This is a genomic window from Citrobacter sp. CF971, assembly GCF_006385635.1.
Lineage (GTDB): Bacteria > Pseudomonadota > Gammaproteobacteria > Enterobacterales > Enterobacteriaceae > Citrobacter > Citrobacter freundii.
Genome location: NZ_CP041051.1, coordinates 2,355,303 through 2,372,281 on the forward strand (window position 1 = coordinate 2,355,303; position 16,979 = coordinate 2,372,281).

Annotated in this window: 16 protein-coding genes and 1 pseudogene; 7 read left to right on the forward strand and 10 right to left on the reverse strand. The window is 50.8% G+C overall.

The window, feature by feature from the left end; translation table 11 throughout:
- Positions 1 to 112: 112 nt before the first annotated feature.
- The 5 genes and pseudogenes from dmsD to E6P06_RS14850 form a co-directional block, all read right to left on the reverse strand.
- Positions 113 to 727: a Tat proofreading chaperone DmsD gene (dmsD, locus tag E6P06_RS14830; RefSeq protein WP_003028918.1), complete on the reverse strand. Its 615-nt coding sequence runs from the start codon at positions 725 to 727 to the stop codon at positions 113 to 115.
- A 42-nt stretch (positions 728 to 769) separates the two neighbouring features.
- Complete coding sequence (locus E6P06_RS14835) at positions 770 to 1,624, reverse strand: dimethyl sulfoxide reductase anchor subunit family protein (protein WP_139935388.1); 855 nt, start codon at positions 1,622 to 1,624, stop codon at positions 770 to 772.
- Between the two features lies 1 nt (position 1,625).
- Positions 1,626 to 2,243, reverse strand: a complete 618-nt coding sequence (locus E6P06_RS14840) for a DMSO/selenate family reductase complex B subunit (RefSeq protein WP_016150219.1) — start codon at positions 2,241 to 2,243, stop codon at positions 1,626 to 1,628.
- Between the two features lie 10 nt (positions 2,244 to 2,253).
- A pseudogene (gene ynfE / locus E6P06_RS14845) lies at positions 2,254 to 4,692 on the reverse strand (selenate/tellurate reductase subunit YnfE).
- A gap of 148 nt (positions 4,693 to 4,840) precedes the next feature.
- Positions 4,841 to 5,149: a DUF1161 domain-containing protein gene (locus E6P06_RS14850; protein ID WP_096890173.1), complete on the reverse strand. Its 309-nt coding sequence runs from the start codon at positions 5,147 to 5,149 to the stop codon at positions 4,841 to 4,843.
- A gap of 102 nt (positions 5,150 to 5,251) precedes the next feature.
- Here E6P06_RS14850 and E6P06_RS14855 point away from each other — a divergent pair, with 102 nt between their 5' ends.
- Positions 5,252 to 5,962 (forward strand): YnfC family lipoprotein, encoded by a 711-nt coding sequence (locus tag E6P06_RS14855; RefSeq protein WP_003843601.1) that lies wholly within the window; start codon positions 5,252 to 5,254, stop codon positions 5,960 to 5,962.
- Between the two features lie 7 nt (positions 5,963 to 5,969).
- Here the strand turns inward: E6P06_RS14855 and speG are convergent, their stop codons facing one another.
- Both speG and E6P06_RS14865 read right to left on the reverse strand, forming a co-directional pair.
- Positions 5,970 to 6,530, reverse strand: coding sequence for a spermidine N1-acetyltransferase (gene speG / locus E6P06_RS14860; protein WP_003032379.1), 561 nt, complete (start codon positions 6,528 to 6,530; stop codon positions 5,970 to 5,972).
- 35 nt (positions 6,531 to 6,565) lie between these two features.
- Complete coding sequence (locus E6P06_RS14865; protein WP_003032382.1) at positions 6,566 to 6,907, reverse strand: DUF1283 family protein; 342 nt, start codon at positions 6,905 to 6,907, stop codon at positions 6,566 to 6,568.
- 153 nt (positions 6,908 to 7,060) lie between these two features.
- Here E6P06_RS14865 and E6P06_RS14870 point away from each other — a divergent pair, with 153 nt between their 5' ends.
- The 5 genes from E6P06_RS14870 (at position 7,061) to E6P06_RS14890 (ending at position 12,805) form a co-directional block, all read left to right on the forward strand.
- Complete coding sequence (locus E6P06_RS14870) at positions 7,061 to 7,387, forward strand: YnfA family protein (protein ID WP_003032384.1); 327 nt, start codon at positions 7,061 to 7,063, stop codon at positions 7,385 to 7,387.
- A gap of 107 nt (positions 7,388 to 7,494) precedes the next feature.
- Complete coding sequence (gene rspA, locus E6P06_RS14875) at positions 7,495 to 8,709, forward strand: starvation-sensing protein RspA (RefSeq protein ID WP_003843602.1); 1,215 nt, start codon at positions 7,495 to 7,497, stop codon at positions 8,707 to 8,709.
- Positions 8,710 to 8,722: 13 nt separating this feature from the next.
- A complete protein-coding gene (locus E6P06_RS14880) occupies positions 8,723 to 9,742 on the forward strand; it encodes a Zn-dependent oxidoreductase (protein WP_139935389.1) in 1,020 nt (339 codons plus the stop codon).
- 52 nt (positions 9,743 to 9,794) lie between these two features.
- Positions 9,795 to 11,174, forward strand: coding sequence for an MFS transporter (locus E6P06_RS14885; RefSeq protein ID WP_044712387.1), 1,380 nt, complete (start codon positions 9,795 to 9,797; stop codon positions 11,172 to 11,174).
- 164 nt (positions 11,175 to 11,338) lie between these two features.
- Entirely contained in the window at positions 11,339 to 12,805 is a 1,467-nt protein-coding gene (locus E6P06_RS14890; RefSeq protein WP_139935390.1) for a mannitol dehydrogenase family protein, read from the forward strand.
- A gap of 75 nt (positions 12,806 to 12,880) precedes the next feature.
- Here the strand turns inward: E6P06_RS14890 and ydfZ are convergent, their stop codons facing one another.
- From ydfZ to ydfG, 3 genes are all read right to left on the reverse strand, one after another.
- The gene (ydfZ, locus tag E6P06_RS14895; protein ID WP_003032393.1) at positions 12,881 to 13,084 is read right to left on the reverse strand and encodes a putative selenium delivery protein YdfZ; all 204 of its coding nucleotides are present in this window, start codon (positions 13,082 to 13,084) and stop codon (positions 12,881 to 12,883) included.
- 191 nt (positions 13,085 to 13,275) lie between these two features.
- Positions 13,276 to 13,962, reverse strand: a complete 687-nt coding sequence (locus E6P06_RS14900; protein WP_003032396.1) for a GntR family transcriptional regulator — start codon at positions 13,960 to 13,962, stop codon at positions 13,276 to 13,278.
- A gap of 86 nt (positions 13,963 to 14,048) precedes the next feature.
- Positions 14,049 to 14,795 carry a bifunctional NADP-dependent 3-hydroxy acid dehydrogenase/3-hydroxypropionate dehydrogenase YdfG gene (gene ydfG / locus E6P06_RS14905; protein WP_003032398.1) on the reverse strand — a complete coding sequence of 249 codons (747 nt, stop codon included), beginning with the start codon at positions 14,793 to 14,795 and terminating at the stop codon, positions 14,049 to 14,051.
- 137 nt (positions 14,796 to 14,932) lie between these two features.
- Here ydfG and dcp point away from each other — a divergent pair, with 137 nt between their 5' ends.
- Entirely contained in the window at positions 14,933 to 16,978 is a 2,046-nt protein-coding gene (gene dcp, locus E6P06_RS14910) for a peptidyl-dipeptidase Dcp (RefSeq protein WP_139935391.1), read from the forward strand.
- Position 16,979: the final 1 nt, after the last annotated feature.

Consider the following 16,979-nt stretch of genomic DNA (forward strand, 5'->3'; position numbering starts at 1 on the left):
CAGAGAGGAAGTTTCAGACGTTTTATTTTGCGGCTATTTGACAACAGAAGCAAAAGCTCAGCGTGCGCAACAGGATGCACCACAGGCAGTATGCATCCTGCCTGTGACGAAATTAACGAAACAAAGGCTTATCGGCTACCGGGATCAATAACTGTGATTGCCACTGTGCCAGCGTCAGACGCGCCAGCTCACCCAGCGCCTGGTAGAAAGGGTGATCGGCTTTTTCGATAAACACATTAAGGAAGCGCGATGACCATGGGAACAGATGCCAGGCCAGCAGCTGTTCGCACTCGGTGTGGCGTTCGTTCTCAGCAAGCCAGGCCGTCAGCAACAGTAGTGAACCAAAGTGATCTTCCGGCTCATTTTGCTGCATAGCAAACTGGATACCGTTGTCACGCATCCACTGACGCAGAGCCAGCGTGGAGTCGCCAAACAACACGTTTTCACGATCCAGCCAGACGGATCCCCAGGGCGGAGAAGGGAGCGCATAAGGGCCAACAAACAGACGTTGCCAGGCCTGCGGGAGAGACTCATCGGCCTCAGCCTGAAACTGTGCAACTAACGGCGAAAGCGTTGTCTTTTCAAGCGGCCACTGCGCCTGCCAACCATCGTTGCTTAACGCACTGACCAGTGCCGAAGCTTCGGCACTGTCTGGGGCATAGTAAAACAGCGCGCCGAGCACACGCGCTGCGGTGGAAAAGTTGTCACGTTGTGAAAAATGGGTCATGCAAACAATCCTGAACAGTGCGGGTTGCCCCGCACCCGAAAATTAACCTGCGACAGCCATTCCGACTGTCATATGTAAACCGTAAAACAAGCCGCGGCCAATGATTTCACCGGCGAGGACGCACACTAAGCCCAGCGCCAGTCCGCCGACGGACGGTTCTTTGCGACGGACAAGCGGGCATATCCAGCAGCCCAGCCCCGCAACCAGCAGGAGGATGCGCCAGACCTGCAGGCTTGCGTAGTCGGGCACCAGCGCGCCAGCGTTTTGTACCGAACTGTGGATTTCGCCGAGCGACAGTCCCTGCAGCACAACAACAGCCACGGTCACCAGCAGGGCCAGCACGCTGATACCAGCGAATCTGGCAGGGCTGCAGGAAACACCCGCAGCCCGCAGCAGCAGGGCGGCAAACAGCGGTCCACTGAGCAGCATCGTCATGAAAAACGCCAGTGTAGTATAGCCGTTATACCAGGTTGGGACGGTGTCTATCTGGTAGACGTTGGTCATCGCATAGACAAATACCAGGCCCAGCAACATGCTCAACAGTAGCCAGATTTTACCTAACGTCGCGGGCATTTTACCGAGAAACGCAACCAGCCACCACAGGCCACCGACGGCGAAAAACAGCGAACCGCTGGCAATTTCGTTACTCAGCGCCGATGCGCCAATTCGGTTCAGCGAGTTAAACGCGCGCAGCGGCGAACCTAAATGCATGACTGAGGCGAGAAAGGCGATGCCCATCACCAGCCACAGAAAAAACATGCTGCGCACAATACGCTGCTTTACCGCATCGTCTTTAGTGGTTAGCCAGCCGTAGCCACTTACGATCAGCGCCCCGGCTACGCACTGGCCCAGCACCGTGAACAGTACCAGCGGCCATTCATGCCATCCATTTCCCATTTTACACCTCCTTTGGATTAGCCAGAAAACCCGTGGTATCCCCGGTCGGGCGGCAATTGGCGTTTGGTTTGATCACAATACTCGGTCTGGTGAAGTGCGCACCCGGCAGCGGGGCGACGGCTGCCAGCTCACCATGTTTTTCGCGCAGCTCATCAATGGGACCGAAGTCCAGCGCACGCAGCGGACAGGACTCGACGCAGACAGGCTTTTTGCCGTCTGCCACGCGGTCATGACAGCCATCGCACTTGGTCATATGCCCTTTGGCGGCATTGTACTGCGGTGCGCCGTACGGACAGGCCATGTGGCAGTAACGACAGCCAATACACACATCTTCATCAACGACCACAAAACCATCATCACGTTTATGCATAGCCCCGCTGGGGCAAACCTTGGTACAGGCCGGATCTTCACAGTGGTTACAGGCAATGGAGAGGTAGTAGGCGAAAACGTTCTGTCGCCAGACGCCGTTGTCTTCCTGCCAGTCACCTCCGGCGTATTCGTAAATCCGGCGGAAACTGACGTCGGGGGTGAGATCCTTGTAGTCTTTGCAGGCCAGTTCGCAGGTTTTGCATCCGGTGCAACGACTGGAATCAATAAAAAATCCATACTGAGTTGTCATGGGTTAGTCCTTAAACCTTCTCGATCTCGACCAGATTAGTGTGCTGTGGGTTGCCTTTTGCCAGCGGTGAAGGGCGCTGTGTTGTCAGCGTATTGACGCAGGCGCCATGATCAATTTTGTCGCCGGTCATATCGGCATCGTGCCATGCACCCTGGCCCATTGCGCTGACGCCGGGCAGGATCCGCGGCGTCACTTTGGCCGCAATACGTACTTCACCGCGGTCGTTAAAGACCCGCACCATATCGCCATTTGCAATACCACGCTTTTGGGCATCGACAGGGTTGATCCACACTTCCTGACGGCAGGACGCCTGCAGAACATCGATATTGCCTTAGCTGGAGTGCGTACGGGATTTGTAATGGAAGCCAAACAACTGCAGCGGAAATGCGCTGCGTTTCGGATCATCCCACCCTTCAAACGTAGAGGCGTAGACGGGAAGCGGGCTAATTACTTCGTCCTTTTGCAACTCCCAGGTGTTGGCTATTTTCGCCAGTCGACTGGAATAAATTTCAATCTTTCCGGACGGTGTTTTGAGCGGATTGGCCTGCGGATCGTCGCGGAATTTTTTATAAGCGACAAAATGCCCGTTAGGGTCTTTACGTTTATAGATCCCCATTTTTTTCAGCTCGTCATAGGAAGGCAGCGCGGGGTCTTTGGCCAGCATTTTTGCATACAAATACTGGAGCCACTGTTCCTGAGTACGGCCTTCCGTAAAGCGTTGATAAATATCATTGCCAAGGCGTTTGGCGACTTCGCTCATTATCCAGTAGATCGGTTTACGCTCGAACTTCGGTGACGTCGCGGGTTGAATAAAAATGAGGTATCCCATGTTGCCCGCATAGTCGTTAGGAATAATGTCTTCCTGTTCGACGGTCATTAAGTCCGGCAGCAGAATATCGGCATATTTGGCCGAGGATGTCATGAAGTTTTCGATGACCACTATCATTTCGCATTTCGTATCATCCTGAAGGATCTCATGCGTTTTATTGATATCTGAGTGCTGATTAGTAATGGTGTTGCCCGCGTAGTTCCAGATAAATTTAATCGGTACATCGAGCTTATCTTTCCCGCGCACGCCATCGCGGGTTGCGGTCATTTCCGGGCCACGAGCGATGGCGTCGGTCCAGCTAAAGCAGGATATCTGGGTCTTGATGGGATTCTCCGGCAGCGGCATGCGTTCAATCGTGATGGTGTAGGTTGATTCTCGTGCACCGCTATTGCCGCCGTTGATGCCAACGTTGCCGGTCAGGATAGGCAACATCGCGATCGCCCGTGAGGTCAGTTCGCCGTTAGCCTGACGTTGCGGCCCCCAGCCCTGACAAATATATGCCGGTTTTGTGCTGCCGATTTCCCGAGCCAGTTTGATAATGCGATCGGCGGGGATCCCGGTGACATGCGAGGCCCATTGGGGCGTTTTAGCGATACCATCATCGCCGTTGCCAAGTATATAGGCCTTGTAATGTCCGTTAGCGGGGGCGTCGGCGGGTAGGGTTTTCTCGTCATAACCGATGCAATATGTGTCGAGGAACGCCTGGTCGACAAGATTTTCGTTAATCATAACCCAGGCAAGTCCCGCCACGAGTGCGGCATCGGTTCCCGGACGGATAGGGATCCACTCATCTTCACGACCCGCAGCGGTATCGGTATAGCGCGGATCAATGACGATCATCCGGGCATTAGATCGCTCCCGGGCCTGTTCAAGGAAGTACGTTATTCCGCCGCCGCTCATGCGCGTTTCGGCAGGATTATTGCCAAACATTACTACCAGTTTCGTGTTTTCGATGTCGGATGTGCTGTTGCCGTCATTTGAGCCGTAGGTATAGGGCATTGCTGCCGCGATTTGTGCGGTGCTGTAAGTGCCGTAATGGCTCAGGAAACCGCCATAGCAGTTCATCAGGCGAGCGACCAGCGAGGCATAAGGAGAGGAACGCGTAATGTTGCCGCCTACAATGCCTGAGGTGTAATTAATATAAACAGCTTCATTACCGTATTTCTCCACGGTATTTTTTAAACTGTCACTGATGGTATCCAGCGCTTCCTGCCAGGTTATACGTTCGAATTTTCCCTCACCACGTTTGCCTACGCGCTTCATCGGATAATTCAGACGATCCGGATGATTGATCCGTCGGCGGATTGAACGCCCACGCAGACAGGCACGAACCTGGTGCTGACCATAAATATCGTCTCCGGTCGTATCGGACTCCACCCATACGACTTCGTCATCTTTGACGTGGAGTTGCAGGGCACAACGGCTGCCGCAGTTTACGGAACACGCGCCCCAAACCACTTTCTCTTCAGCCGGTTGTATCGCTTGTTGTACCACAGCGGCGGCGGTGCGCATTCCAAAAGGTAATGACAGCCCGCCTGCGGCAAGCGCCAGCGAACCGATAGCCGAGGATTTCACTAACGTCCTGCGGCTGATGCCTCCATATTGCTCAGTATCAGACATAACTCACTCCATTATAGTTATCGCTATATATTAATCTCTACAGCGAAATTAATAGCATGCTAATAATGGAGTGAGTTTACCCATTTATGAGTATGTCATCTTAATGCATATCAAACTGGAGTAACCCTCCGCGCACGGAGGGTGAGATTTATTGCGGTTCGGCGACGTGTCCGTCTTGTGCAGATGTGCTATTGGCGGGGGCGTTGCCGCTGTTGGTTCGGGTATAGAGAATTTTGTGCGTATCATTTGCACAATGTCCGACTACCAGTGAGTCAGGTTGATCGGCCTGATCGTTGGGGACAATATTCAGCGTGAAGCTGGATTCAGCAACACCATTATTGATGATGCGCTGTTCGATATCGCTTTTTACGCGTTCGCATGACGCGGGTGCCGCCAGAACCTGCGGGGAAGCGACTACCAACATGATCGCGGCAATTCCTGGTATGTATTTCATCATCAGCTCCTTTATGATCGACTTAAACTAAGATTAGCATTTCTGGTGTAAATAACTGTATTTGCTAATATGATTGAGAATTATCTTCTTATCCCGGTGAAAAATGTGAAGAAACAGACCCTGTTAGGTTTCCTGTGCGTCGTGCTGGTTGGCTGTGATAACGCCAAAGGGCTGGTTTCCTTTACGCCGGAAATGGCCAGTTTTTCCAATGAATTTGATTTCGACCCGCTGCGTGGGCCGGTGAAAGATTTCAGCCAGACGCTGCTCAATGATAAAGGTGAGGTCACTAAGCGTGTCGTTGGTACGCTGTCACAGGAAGGGTGTTTCGATACGCTTGAACTGCACGATATTGAAAACAATACCGGTATGGCGCTGGTCCTGGATGCAAACTACTACCGGGATGCCGAAACGCTGGAAAAACGGATCCGTTTACAGGGCAAATGCCAACTGGCGGAACTGCCTGCAGCAGGAGTGGTGTGGGATACCGACGATAACGGTTTTGTCGTTTCTGCCACGGGGAAAGAGATGAAGGTGCAATATAGATACGATGCGGAAGGCTACCCGCTGGGTAAAACAACCGTTAATAAGGACAATACCTTACAGGTTGATGCCAAACCGTCGGTCGACCCGTTGAAGAAGCTGGATTACACCGCGGTGAGCCTGCTCAACAATCATCCGGTAGGCAACGTCAAACAAACGTGCAAATACGATGAATACGCAAATCCGGTCAACTGCCAGCTCGTTATCGTTGACGAGAGCGTGAAGCCGGCAGTTGAACACCATTACTCAATTGAAAACACCATCGCGTACTATTAGTCAGGCTTTATTGAGCTGTAGGTTGCAGCAGGTTTGGACCTGACGTTTTATGTTCTGCCAGATACTGCTGCTGGAAGATACACATACGGATAGTGTTGCGGTATTGGCCGTTGATAAAGAATTCATGAATCAGCTCGCCTTCGACCATAAAGCCAAGTTTACGGTAGATGTGGATAGCTTTTTCGTTCTCTTTATCAACGATCAGATACAGCTTATATAAATTGAGTACGGTAAAGCCGTAATCCATCGCCAGCTTAGCAGCCCGGGAAGCCAGACCTTTGCCCTGATAATCAGGGGAAATAATGATCTGGAATTCCGCCCGTCGGTGCACATGGTTAATTTCAACCAGTTCCACGAGTCCGGCTTTTTCACCGTCGCATTCCACCACAAAGCGACGTTCGCTTTGGTCGTGAATGTGTTTGTCATACAGGTCTGACAGCTCAACAAACGCTTCGTAAGGTTCTTCAAACCAGTAACGCATTACGCTGGCGTTATTATCAAGCTGATGAACGAATCGTAAATCTTCACGCTCCAGCGGGCGCAACTTAACACTGAGGGCGCTAGTCATATCGTATCCTTTCAATATCCTTCAAAGTGCAATAATTATGGGGCAACGGTGCGGCCAGTACGGCGGTCAAGGCAGCGCAGTGTGTTAGGTTCCCAGTACGCATTAATATTAGCGCTCTGTTCGCATTTATCACGGCTATCAAAGGCTGTATCGGCTTTGTCCCACTCTTTCTCTGCACGTTTGTTGACTTTCTGGCGAAGCTGACGCGTATCGTTCCATTGTTCCTTTTCCATTGCTGCTTGTTGACGACTTTGCGCACTGTCCCCGGATTCAATGACCAGTTTACTGGTTTCAGCAAATGCGGAAGAGGTGTACACAGCCGCAGCCAGCGTCAGCATAGCCGTCAGGCACAGGCGTTTGGTCAGTGTAATTTTCATGGCGAATTCCTTTTATGGGAAAGGGTAAAAACGATAAAACAGGGTTAAATTCTACACTATTCCGGTTTGCGGGCATACCCACCCGGTGGATATGGATACGCTAACGAGATTCTGTCGTATCATAGTTAAACCGAAGGTAACTGAATAACATCAATGCTTAAGACCACATTTCTTTTTTTCGTCACCGCGTTATGCGAAATCATTGGCTGCTTTTTACCCTGGCTTTGGCTTAAGCGCGGGGCTACAGCCTGGTTGCTGATACCCGCCGGGATGTCACTGGCTTTATTCGTCTGGTTGCTGACACTGCATCCGGCAGCCAGTGGGCGTGTATACGCAGCCTATGGCGGTGTTTACGTGGTGACCGCGCTGCTATGGCTACGCATTGTCGATGGTGTAAAACTCAGTTTGTATGACTGGTCTGGCGCGCTGGTGGCGTTGTGCGGCATGTTGATCATTGTGGCAGGATGGGGGCGCGCATAGCGCCTTTTTTGTGATCAAGCAGAGTTTTTTTGATCTTTATACTTGTATGGTAGTAGTTCAGTTGGGTAAATTTCATGCATCACAAGAACAGATGTAGGGAATAAGAAATGAAGATTGTTGGGGCTGATGTTTTTGTTACCTGTCCTGGGCGTAATTTTGTGACGTTGAAAATTACGACAGAAGATGGGCTCACCGGGCTGGGAGATGCCACATTAAATGGACGCGAGCTGTCCGTGGCGTCGTATCTGAAAGATCACGTGTGTCCGCAGCTTATTGGTCGCGATGCGCATCGTATTGAGGATATCTGGCAGTTTTTCTACAAAGGCGCGTACTGGCGTCGTGGGCCGGTCACCATGTCGGCGATTTCCGCAGTGGATATGGCATTGTGGGACATCAAAGCGAAAGCAGCCAATATGCCGTTGTACCAGTTACTCGGCGGTGCTTCTCGTGAAGGAGTTATGGTTTATTGCCACACCACTGGCCATACCGTTGATGACGTACTGGAAGATTATGCGCGTCATAAAGAAATGGGTTTTAAAGCGATTCGCGTGCAGTGTGGCGTACCGGGCATGAAAACCACTTACGGTATGTCTAAAGGCAAAGGACTGGCCTATGAACCTGCCACAAAAGGGCAATGGCCGGAAGAACAGTTATGGTCAACGGAGAAATATCTCGATTTCACACCAAAACTGTTTGAAGCCGTGCGCGATAAATTCGGCTTCAACGAACATCTTCTGCACGACATGCATCACCGTCTGACGCCAATTGAAGCGGCCCGTTTTGGCAAAAGCATTGAGCAATATCGTCTGTTCTGGATGGAAGACCCAACCCCTGCTGAAAACCAGGAGTGCTTCCGCCTGATCCGCCAGCATACCGTCACGCCGATTGCGGTAGGGGAAGTGTTCAATAGCATCTGGGACTGCAAACAGCTGATCGAAGAACAATTGATCGACTATATCCGCACCACCATCACCCATGCGGGGGGTATCACCGGTATGCGCCGGATTGCTGATTTCGCGTCGCTGTATCAGGTACGTACCGGTTCACATGGACCTTCCGATCTATCGCCTGTGTGCATGGCCGCCGCGCTGCATTTTGATCTGTGGGTGCCGAACTTCGGCGTACAGGAATATATGGGCTATTCCGAGCAGATGCTGGAAGTGTTCCCACATAACTGGACCTTTGATAACGGCTATATGCACCCAGGAGACAAACCCGGCCTTGGGATCGAGTTTGACGAAAAACTGGCGGCGAAATATCCGTATGACCCTGCATATCTGCCTGTTGCTCGCCTGGAAGATGGCACGCTGTGGAACTGGTAAGGAGTGATTTGCTATGAAAAGTATCGTGATTGAAAAACCGAATACGCTGATTATCGCCGAACGACCGGTGCCAGAACCCTCAGCAGGTGAGGTCAGGGTAAAAGTGAAACTGGCGGGAATTTGTGGTTCAGACAGCCATATTTACCGCGGTCATAATCCATTTGCACAATACCCGCGCGTGATTGGCCACGAGTTCTATGGTGTGATCGAGGCGGTAGGTGAAGGCGTTGACCATTCGCGAATAGGCGAGCGGGTGTCCGTTGATCCGGTCATCAGCTGCGGACATTGTTATCCCTGTTCCATTGGTAAACCTAACGTTTGTACATCGCTGGTGGTGCTGGGCGTGCATCGCGATGGCGGTTTCAGCGAGTACGCTGTCGTGCCGGAGAAAAATGCCTGGACGATCCCCGATACTGTGCCTGATGAGCATGCCGTTATGGTCGAACCATTTACCATCGCCGCAAACGTAACCGGGCAAATTAATCCGACAGAAAACGATATTGCGCTGATTTATGGCGCAGGGCCTATGGGACTGACCACTGTACAGGCGCTTAAGCGTGTCTATAAGGTTAAAACCGTAGTGATTGCTGACAGAATCGATGAACGCCTGGCCATGGCGAAGCAGTGTGGTGCAGATTGGGCCATCAATAATAGTCAGCATTCGTTGCAAGAGTTTCTGGTAGAAAACGGGCTAAAACCGACCATCATCGTGGATGCAGCTTGCCATCCATCCATTTTACAGGAGGCTATCACGCTGGCATCGCCAGCCGCGCGAATTGTTCTGATGGGCTTCTCCAGCGATCCTTGTCAGATTATTCAACAAGGTATTACCGGTAAAGAACTGTCCATTTATTCCTCAAGATTAAATGCGAACAAATTCCCGGTTGTGATTGACTGGTTGGTCAATGGATTCATCGATCCTAATCAACTTATTACTCACACTTTTGACTATCACCACGTTACAGACGCAATTGAATTGTTTGAGAAAGATCAGCAGCACTGCTGCAAAGTCGTACTCACATTCACTGAATAATATAAAAACTGCGAGTAAGTGGTACGCATCTTACCTCTTAGAGATAGCCAATATGAATCAAGAAAAACACGAAAGGTCCACGAAAGATCTGGTCAGAGCTGCCGTATCCGGATGGTTAGGTACTGCGCTCGAATTTATGGATTTTCAGTTATATTCTCTGGGTGCCGCACTGGTATTCCATGAAATATTTTTCCCGGAACAGTCTGCCGCCATGGCGCTTATTTTAGCGATGGGTACATACGGTGCAGGATATATTGCTCGTATCGTTGGCGCATTTATATTTGGCAAAATGGGTGACAGCATTGGGCGTAAAAAAGTGCTGTTTATTACCATCACCATGATGGGAATTTGTACGACCTTAATTGGCGTGCTGCCAACATATGCACAAATTGGTATCTTTGCGCCTGTTCTGCTGGTGACGCTGCGTATCGTGCAAGGGCTTGGTGCAGGGGCTGAAATCTCCGGCGCAGGCACGATGCTTGCTGAGTACGCGCCAAAAGGTAAACGTGGCATTATTTCTTCACTTGTTGCCATGGGAACCAACTGTGGAACCCTTAGCGCAACGGCCATCTGGGCAGTGATGTTCTTTGCTCTCGACCGTGAGGAGTTATTAGCTTGGGGTTGGCGTATTCCGTTCCTGGCGAGTGTCGTGGTGATGATCTTTGCCATCTGGTTACGTATGAATCTCAAAGAAAGCCCGGTATTTGAGAAAGTGAATGATGAAGAAAACGCTCCGGCATTAAATAATTCGTCAGAAAACACGCTGGCGGCGATGTTTACCAGTAAATCTTTCTGGCTGGCAACCGGCCTACGTTTTGGACAGGCGGGTAACTCAGGGTTAATCCAAACCTTCCTTGCCGGTTATTTAGTGCAAACCCTGTTATTTGATAAATCTATCCCCACTGATGCCTTAATGATCAGTTCGGTACTGGGCTTTATTACAATACCATTGCTTGGTTGGTTGTCTGATAAATTTGGTCGTCGTTTGCCTTATATTATCCTGAATATCTCGGCAATTATTTTGGCTTACCCGATGTTGTCAATTGTAGTGGATAAAACGTATAGCCCGGGTGTCATTATGACGGCACTGATTGTTATTCATAACTTTGCCGTATTGGGATTATTTGCTCTCGAAAATATTACTATGGCGGAAATGTTCGGTGCCCGTAACCGGTTTACGCGAATGGCGATTTCAAAAGAGGCGGGCGGGTTAGTTGCCGTTGGTTTTGGTCCGGTTCTGGCGGGTATTTTCTGCAACATGACCAATTCCTGGTGGCCAATTCTGGTGATGGTCATCGCCTACTCACTGATCGGTCTGATTTCCGCGTTGCTGATGCCAGAAGTGAAAGATCGCGACCTGAGCGTGCTTGAGGATGCTGCCGAGGTGAATAAAGCCGAGAAGGTTCGTTGCTCGGTGACTCAGACAAACTGATACCAGACACTAGCATGGACGGATGTCTCGTACGCTGTCCATGCTATTACACAGCTTTATATGATGTCATACCAATCATAAAAAGCTTAATGCAAATCAAAACATACAACCATACAGGCGTTACTCTGGAACAGTCCTGATTTCATTTATAAGTAGGCCATACCATGCAAAACAAGCTCTTAGCGGCAAAGGCTGCACTTCCTGACTACGATCGTACAAAACTGGTTCCGCGTATTGTTCATCTGGGGTTTGGCGCGTTTCACCGCGCACATCAGGGGGTTTACGCTGACATTTTGGCTGCAGATCACGGCAGTGACTGGGGCTACTGCGAAGTGAATCTGATTGGCGGCGAGCAGCAGATTTTCGATCTGAAACAGCAAGATAATCTGTATACCGTTGCAGAGATGTCTGCTGATGCCTGGACTGCGAGAGTCGTGGGCGTGGTGAAAAATGCATTGCATGCACAGGTTGATGGTCTGGAAAGCGTACTGGCAGCGATGTGTGAACCACAGGTCGCGATCGTTTCCCTGACCATAACGGAGAAAGGATACTGCCATTCCCCGGCGACCGGTGAACTGATGTTAGACAATCCAATGATTGCCGCCGATCTGCAAAACCCAAAACAGCCAAAAACTGCGCCAGGCGTAGTGGTTGAGGCTTTGGCACGCCGCAAAGCGGCAGGTTTAGCCGCCTTTACTGTGATGTCCTGCGACAACATGCCTGAAAACGGTCATGTAATGCGTAATGTTGTCACCGCGTATGCCAGAGCAGTGGATGAAGAACTGGCTGCGTGGATCGAACAACATGTGACGTTCCCGTCGACTATGGTTGACCGAATTGTCCCGGCAGTTACCCCAGAGACACTGGACAAAATTGAACACATCACTGGCGTACGCGACCCGGCAGGTGTGGCATGTGAGCCGTTCCGTCAGTGGGTTATCGAAGATAACTTTGTCGCCGGTCGCCCTGAATGGGAGAAGGCAGGTGCGGAGCTGGTGGCAGATGTCATTCCGTTTGAAGAGATGAAACTGCGTATGCTCAACGGCAGCCACTCTTTCCTGGCTTATCTTGGTTATCTGGCCGGTTATCAACACATTAATGATTGTATGGATGATGAAAACTATCGTCTTGCTGCTCGTGCGTTGATGTTGCAGGAACAAGCACCCACGCTGAAAGTAAAAGGTGTTGATCTACAACGTTATGCCGATCTGTTAATTGAGCGTTACAGCAACCCGGCACTGCGTCATCGTACCTGGCAGATTGCTATGGACGGAAGCCAAAAATTGCCGCAGCGTATGCTTGATTCCGTTCGTTGGCACATTGTAAACGGCAGTCACTTTGATTTACTGGCGCTGGGCGTGGCGGGCTGGATGCGCTACGTCGGCGGTGTGGATGAGCAGGGCCAGGCGATTGAAATTAGCGATCCGCTGTTGCCCGTGATCCAGAATGCGGTGCGTAGCAGTAACGAGGGCGAAGAGCGCGTTCAGGCGCTGCTGGCGATTGATGCTATCTTTGGTCGTGAACTGCCGCAGGTTGAATTGTTCAAAAACCAGGTTACACAAGCATATCTTGCTTTACTGGCTGAAGGAGCGAAGGCGACGGTTGCGAAGTATGCAGCAAAACTGAAGTAACGAAGATTATGTTTTATGTCGCCATCTGGCTTTCAACGGGCCAGATGGCGCTGTGTTTTCTGGCATTCACACCAATTAGTTCATGCCTAAACGAATCAGCTCGAGGGGGGCATATTTGCCTTCACACCCTTCGATTTCCACTGTTTTTCCGCGGCGAATCTGCTCAGCGGTCAGGCCATCGGTATCTATCGCTGTAATGCGGCCTGTGAGCCCGGTGTCGCTGATCATGACGCGGCTGCCAGTGGTGATTGCGTTACGGTTACGATCGTATGTTTTCATGGTGTTTTCTCCTTTCCAACTTACCGTCAAAGCCCGTGGGCTTTTAGTCCCACGTAACGGGCGCAATATAAATACGCTTCTCGTTAAGGATTTTTTTTGTTTTCGATCAAAATCACAGCTTTTTTTATGCAGTTATGCAGGAGAGGGGAAAACGCAGGAGAAACTCACCCCGGTGTGAGGCGAGCGTAGTATTAATCTTCGCTGAACCAGTCGCTATTTTCCTGACGAATAAGCTGAACGGACTCACCAATTTCCTGGAGATGGAGCATCATTGCGCGCTCGACCGCATCGCCATCATGTTTCTCAAGGGCGGCAAAGATATCGTGATGCTGGCGTAACAGCATTTCAGGCGGGGAAATATGATCCAGGCTCATATAACGAACGCGGTCAATTGTAGCCTTTATATTCTCAACGGTATCCCAGGCGAGTTGGCACTCGGCGATTAAAGCCAGTTTCTGATGAAACTCATCATCAAGCTGGAAGAAATCATTGATCTGTTTTCGGTCAATTGCTATGCGCTGCTGATGCAAATTTTGTTCAAGCTGATAGCACTGTTGGTCGTTGATCAGCGATGCGGCGCGGCGTACCACGGCACATTCAATCGCCTGGCGGACAAAACAACCATTTTGCACCTGCGACAGCGAAATCTTGTTCACATAGCTGCCACGCTGTGGGCGGATCTGAATCAGACCGTTTTCTGCCAGTTTGATGAATGCTTCTCGTACCGGCTGGCGTGACACATTAAAGCGTACGGAAACCTCTTTCTCAGACAGCGGTGTACCGGGTGCTATCAGACAATGCACGATATCACGGCGAAGAATACGGTAAATCTGTTGATTTACTGGCTGTGTAGGGTTGAGCTGCGTTTCTACGGTCATTCATTCTTACTTTTTAGAGAGTTAACCCAGTTATTTTATCACTTCTTTCAGGCTATCTATACCCGGCGCAAGGCCGGGCAGATAAATTAGCTCCGATGAATACTCAGCCCGGCAAAAGACTGTGTGACAGGCATCATTTCAAGGGTGTTGATATTGACATGAGCCGGTAAAGAAGCCACCCACCATACCGCTTCTGTGACATCTTGCGGGGTCAGCGCCGTGGTATTTTCGTAGGCTTTTTCAGCTTTGGCATCATCACCTTTGAAACGGACATTAGAGAATTCCGTACCGCCAACCAGACCCGGTTCGATGTCGGTAACGCGAATGGCAGTGCCGTGTAAATCAGTACGTAAATTCAGGCTAAACTGGCGAACAAATGCTTTGGTCGCACCGTAGACGTTACCGCCAGCGTATGGCCAACTGCCCGCTGTAGAACCGATATTGATAATATGACCGCGGTTGCGTTCAACCATGCCTGGCAGAACGGCACGGGTCATATAAACCAGCCCCTTGTTGTTGGTGTCGATCATATTTTCCCAGTCTTCAACGCTGGCCTTATGGGCAGGCTCAAGGCCCAGCGCCAGACCTGCGTTGTTGACCAGAACATCAATATTGCGCCATTCAGCAGGGAGGGCGTCCAGCATCTCTTCAATTGATGCACGATTACGTACGTCCAGTTGCGCGGTATAGAGGCGGTCACCCAATTCCTCTTTCAGTTCCTGCAGGCGCTCCTGGCGGCGTCCGGTGGCAATAACTTTATGCCCATTCTCAATAAAACGACGCGTAATGCACTCACCAAAACCTGCGGTTGCTCCGGTTACTAAAACGATCATCTCACTGTTCCTCAACGCTTTTTATGTAGTACTACCATAGCACGTCATTTCCGTTCAGAGCTATTCCTGCGTAACGCGATTGCGGTTGATTCCAGGGAAGTCTACTCTGGTATACAAATCGTTTTCAGGAGTGAAAGATGTCGTTAACGAATCCTTTTTTACGTCACAGCACGTTGCCGTACCAGGCCCCGCAGTTTGATCAGATAGAGGTGCAGCACTATCGCCCGGCGTTCGATGAAGGCGTGCGGCAAAAACGTGCAGAGATCGAGGCGATTGTGCAAAACCCGCTAGCCCCTGATTTTGCCAATACGTTGCTGGCGCTTGAACAAAGCGGCGCTTTGTTGACACGCGTAACCAGCGTTTTCTTCGCGATGACGGCGGCGCACACCAACGATGAACTACAGCACCTTGACGAAGAGTTTTCCGCGGAACTGGCGAGCCTTGCCAATGATATCTATCTCAATGAAGCACTCTTCTCGCGCGTTGACGCTGTCTGGCAACGGAGAGGTTCTCTGAGGCTGGAAAGCGAATCATTACGCTTGCTGGAGGTCATCCACCAGCGTTTTGTACTGGCCGGCGCATGTCTGAATGAGACTGATAAAGCGAACCTTAAAGCGCTCAATACAGAGTCCGCCACGCTGACCAGCCAGTTTAACCAACGGCTGCTGGCAGCGAACAAGTCCGGTGCTCTGGTGGTGGATGAAGCACGTTATCTGGAGGGACTCAGCGCTGAGGAAATTGCCGTTGCCGCTGAAGCTGCAAGGGAGAAAGGGCTCGACGCGCGTTGGGTTATCCCGCTATTGAACACGACTCAGCAACCGGCGCTTGCGGCGTTACGCGATCGCCATACCCGTGAAAGTCTGTTCACCCGCGCATGGAAGAGAGCAGAAAACAATGACGCTAACGATACTCGGGCTATTATTCAGCGACTGGTCGAGATCCGGATGCAGCAGGCGAAACTACTCGGTTTTGCCAATTACGCTGCATGGAAAATTGCCGACCAGATGGCAAAAACACCGGAAGCTGCACTGACTTTCATGCGGGCGATTGTTCCTGCCGCGCGAGCTCGGGCACTAGATGAACAGGCCGAAATCCAGAATGTTATCAATCACGAACAGGGGCAATTTAACGTCGAGGCCTGGGACTGGGCATTTTATGCTGAGCAGGTTCGTCGTGAGAAATATGCTCTGGATGAGGCGCAGCTCAAACCTTACTTTGCCCTTGATACGGTGCTGAACGAAGGCGTTTTCTGGACGGCAAATCAACTCTTTGGCATAAAATTTATAGAACGGTTCGATATTCCTGTTTATCACCCGGATGTTAGGGTATGGGAAATATTTGATCACGATGGCGTAGGTCTGGCGTTATTTTACGGCGATTTCTTTGCCCGGGAATCGAAAAGCGGTGGTGCCTGGATGGGCAATTTTGTTGAGCAATCGCAACTCAATGAAACCCGGCCGGTTATTTACAACGTGTGTAATTATCAAAAACCGGCAAAAGGTCAGCCTGCATTGTTATTGTGGGATGATGTTATTACGTTATTTCATGAGTTTGGGCACACGTTGCACGGTCTGTTCGCCACTCAGCGTTACGCCACGCTTTCAGGGTCCAACACTCCGCGTGATTTTGTTGAATTTCCTTCGCAGATTAATGAACACTGGGCGAGTCATCCGCAGGTCTTCGCTCGTTTTGCTCGTCATGTTGTTACCGGGGAGCAAATGCCGCAGGCGTTGCGAGATAAAATGCAGCAGGCCAGCCTGTTTAACAAAGGTTACGACATGACCGAACTGCTCAGTGCTGCATTGCTGGATATGCGCTGGCACGGTCTGGAAAATAGCGCGTTATCTCTTTCGGTCGATCAATTTGAACAGCAGGCGCTGGCAGCAGAAGGTTTGGATCTCAAGGCCGTGCCACCACGTTATCGCAGCAGTTATTTTGCCCATATCTTCGGCGGCGGTTATGCCGCGGGTTATTACGCCTATCTGTGGACGCAAATGCTGGCCGATGACGGTTATCAATGGTTTGCAGAGCAGGGCGGATTAACCCGTGAAAACGGGCAGAAATTCCGTGAAGCGATTTTGTCCCGCGGAAATAGCACTGATTTAGCTGAACTCTATCGCCAGTGGAGTGGACGAGAACCACGAATGGAGTCGATGCTGGAACATCGTGGTTTGAGCGCGTAAG

Coding starts and splice junctions, on each gene's coding strand:
- dmsD (WP_003028918.1), bottom strand. CDS start 727: ATGACCCATTTTTCACAACGTGACAACTTTTCCACCGCAGCGCGTGTG.
- ydfZ (WP_003032393.1), bottom strand. CDS start 13,084: ATGAAAACATACGATCGTAACCGTAACGCAATCACCACTGGCAGCCGC.
- rspA (WP_003843602.1), top strand. CDS start 7,495: ATGAAGATTGTTGGGGCTGATGTTTTTGTTACCTGTCCTGGGCGTAAT.
- dcp (WP_139935391.1), top strand. CDS start 14,933: ATGTCGTTAACGAATCCTTTTTTACGTCACAGCACGTTGCCGTACCAG.
- speG (WP_003032379.1), bottom strand. CDS start 6,530: ATGACTAGCGCCCTCAGTGTTAAGTTGCGCCCGCTGGAGCGTGAAGAT.
- E6P06_RS14840 (WP_016150219.1), bottom strand. CDS start 2,243: ATGACAACTCAGTATGGATTTTTTATTGATTCCAGTCGTTGCACCGGA.
- E6P06_RS14850 (WP_096890173.1), bottom strand. CDS start 5,149: ATGATGAAATACATACCAGGAATTGCCGCGATCATGTTGGTAGTCGCT.
- E6P06_RS14870 (WP_003032384.1), top strand. CDS start 7,061: ATGCTTAAGACCACATTTCTTTTTTTCGTCACCGCGTTATGCGAAATC.
- E6P06_RS14865 (WP_003032382.1), bottom strand. CDS start 6,907: ATGAAAATTACACTGACCAAACGCCTGTGCCTGACGGCTATGCTGACG.
- ydfG (WP_003032398.1), bottom strand. CDS start 14,795: ATGATCGTTTTAGTAACCGGAGCAACCGCAGGTTTTGGTGAGTGCATT.
- E6P06_RS14880 (WP_139935389.1), top strand. CDS start 8,723: ATGAAAAGTATCGTGATTGAAAAACCGAATACGCTGATTATCGCCGAA.
- E6P06_RS14890 (WP_139935390.1), top strand. CDS start 11,339: ATGCAAAACAAGCTCTTAGCGGCAAAGGCTGCACTTCCTGACTACGAT.
- E6P06_RS14900 (WP_003032396.1), bottom strand. CDS start 13,962: ATGACCGTAGAAACGCAGCTCAACCCTACACAGCCAGTAAATCAACAG.
- E6P06_RS14835 (WP_139935388.1), bottom strand. CDS start 1,624: ATGGGAAATGGATGGCATGAATGGCCGCTGGTACTGTTCACGGTGCTG.
- E6P06_RS14885 (WP_044712387.1), top strand. CDS start 9,795: ATGAATCAAGAAAAACACGAAAGGTCCACGAAAGATCTGGTCAGAGCT.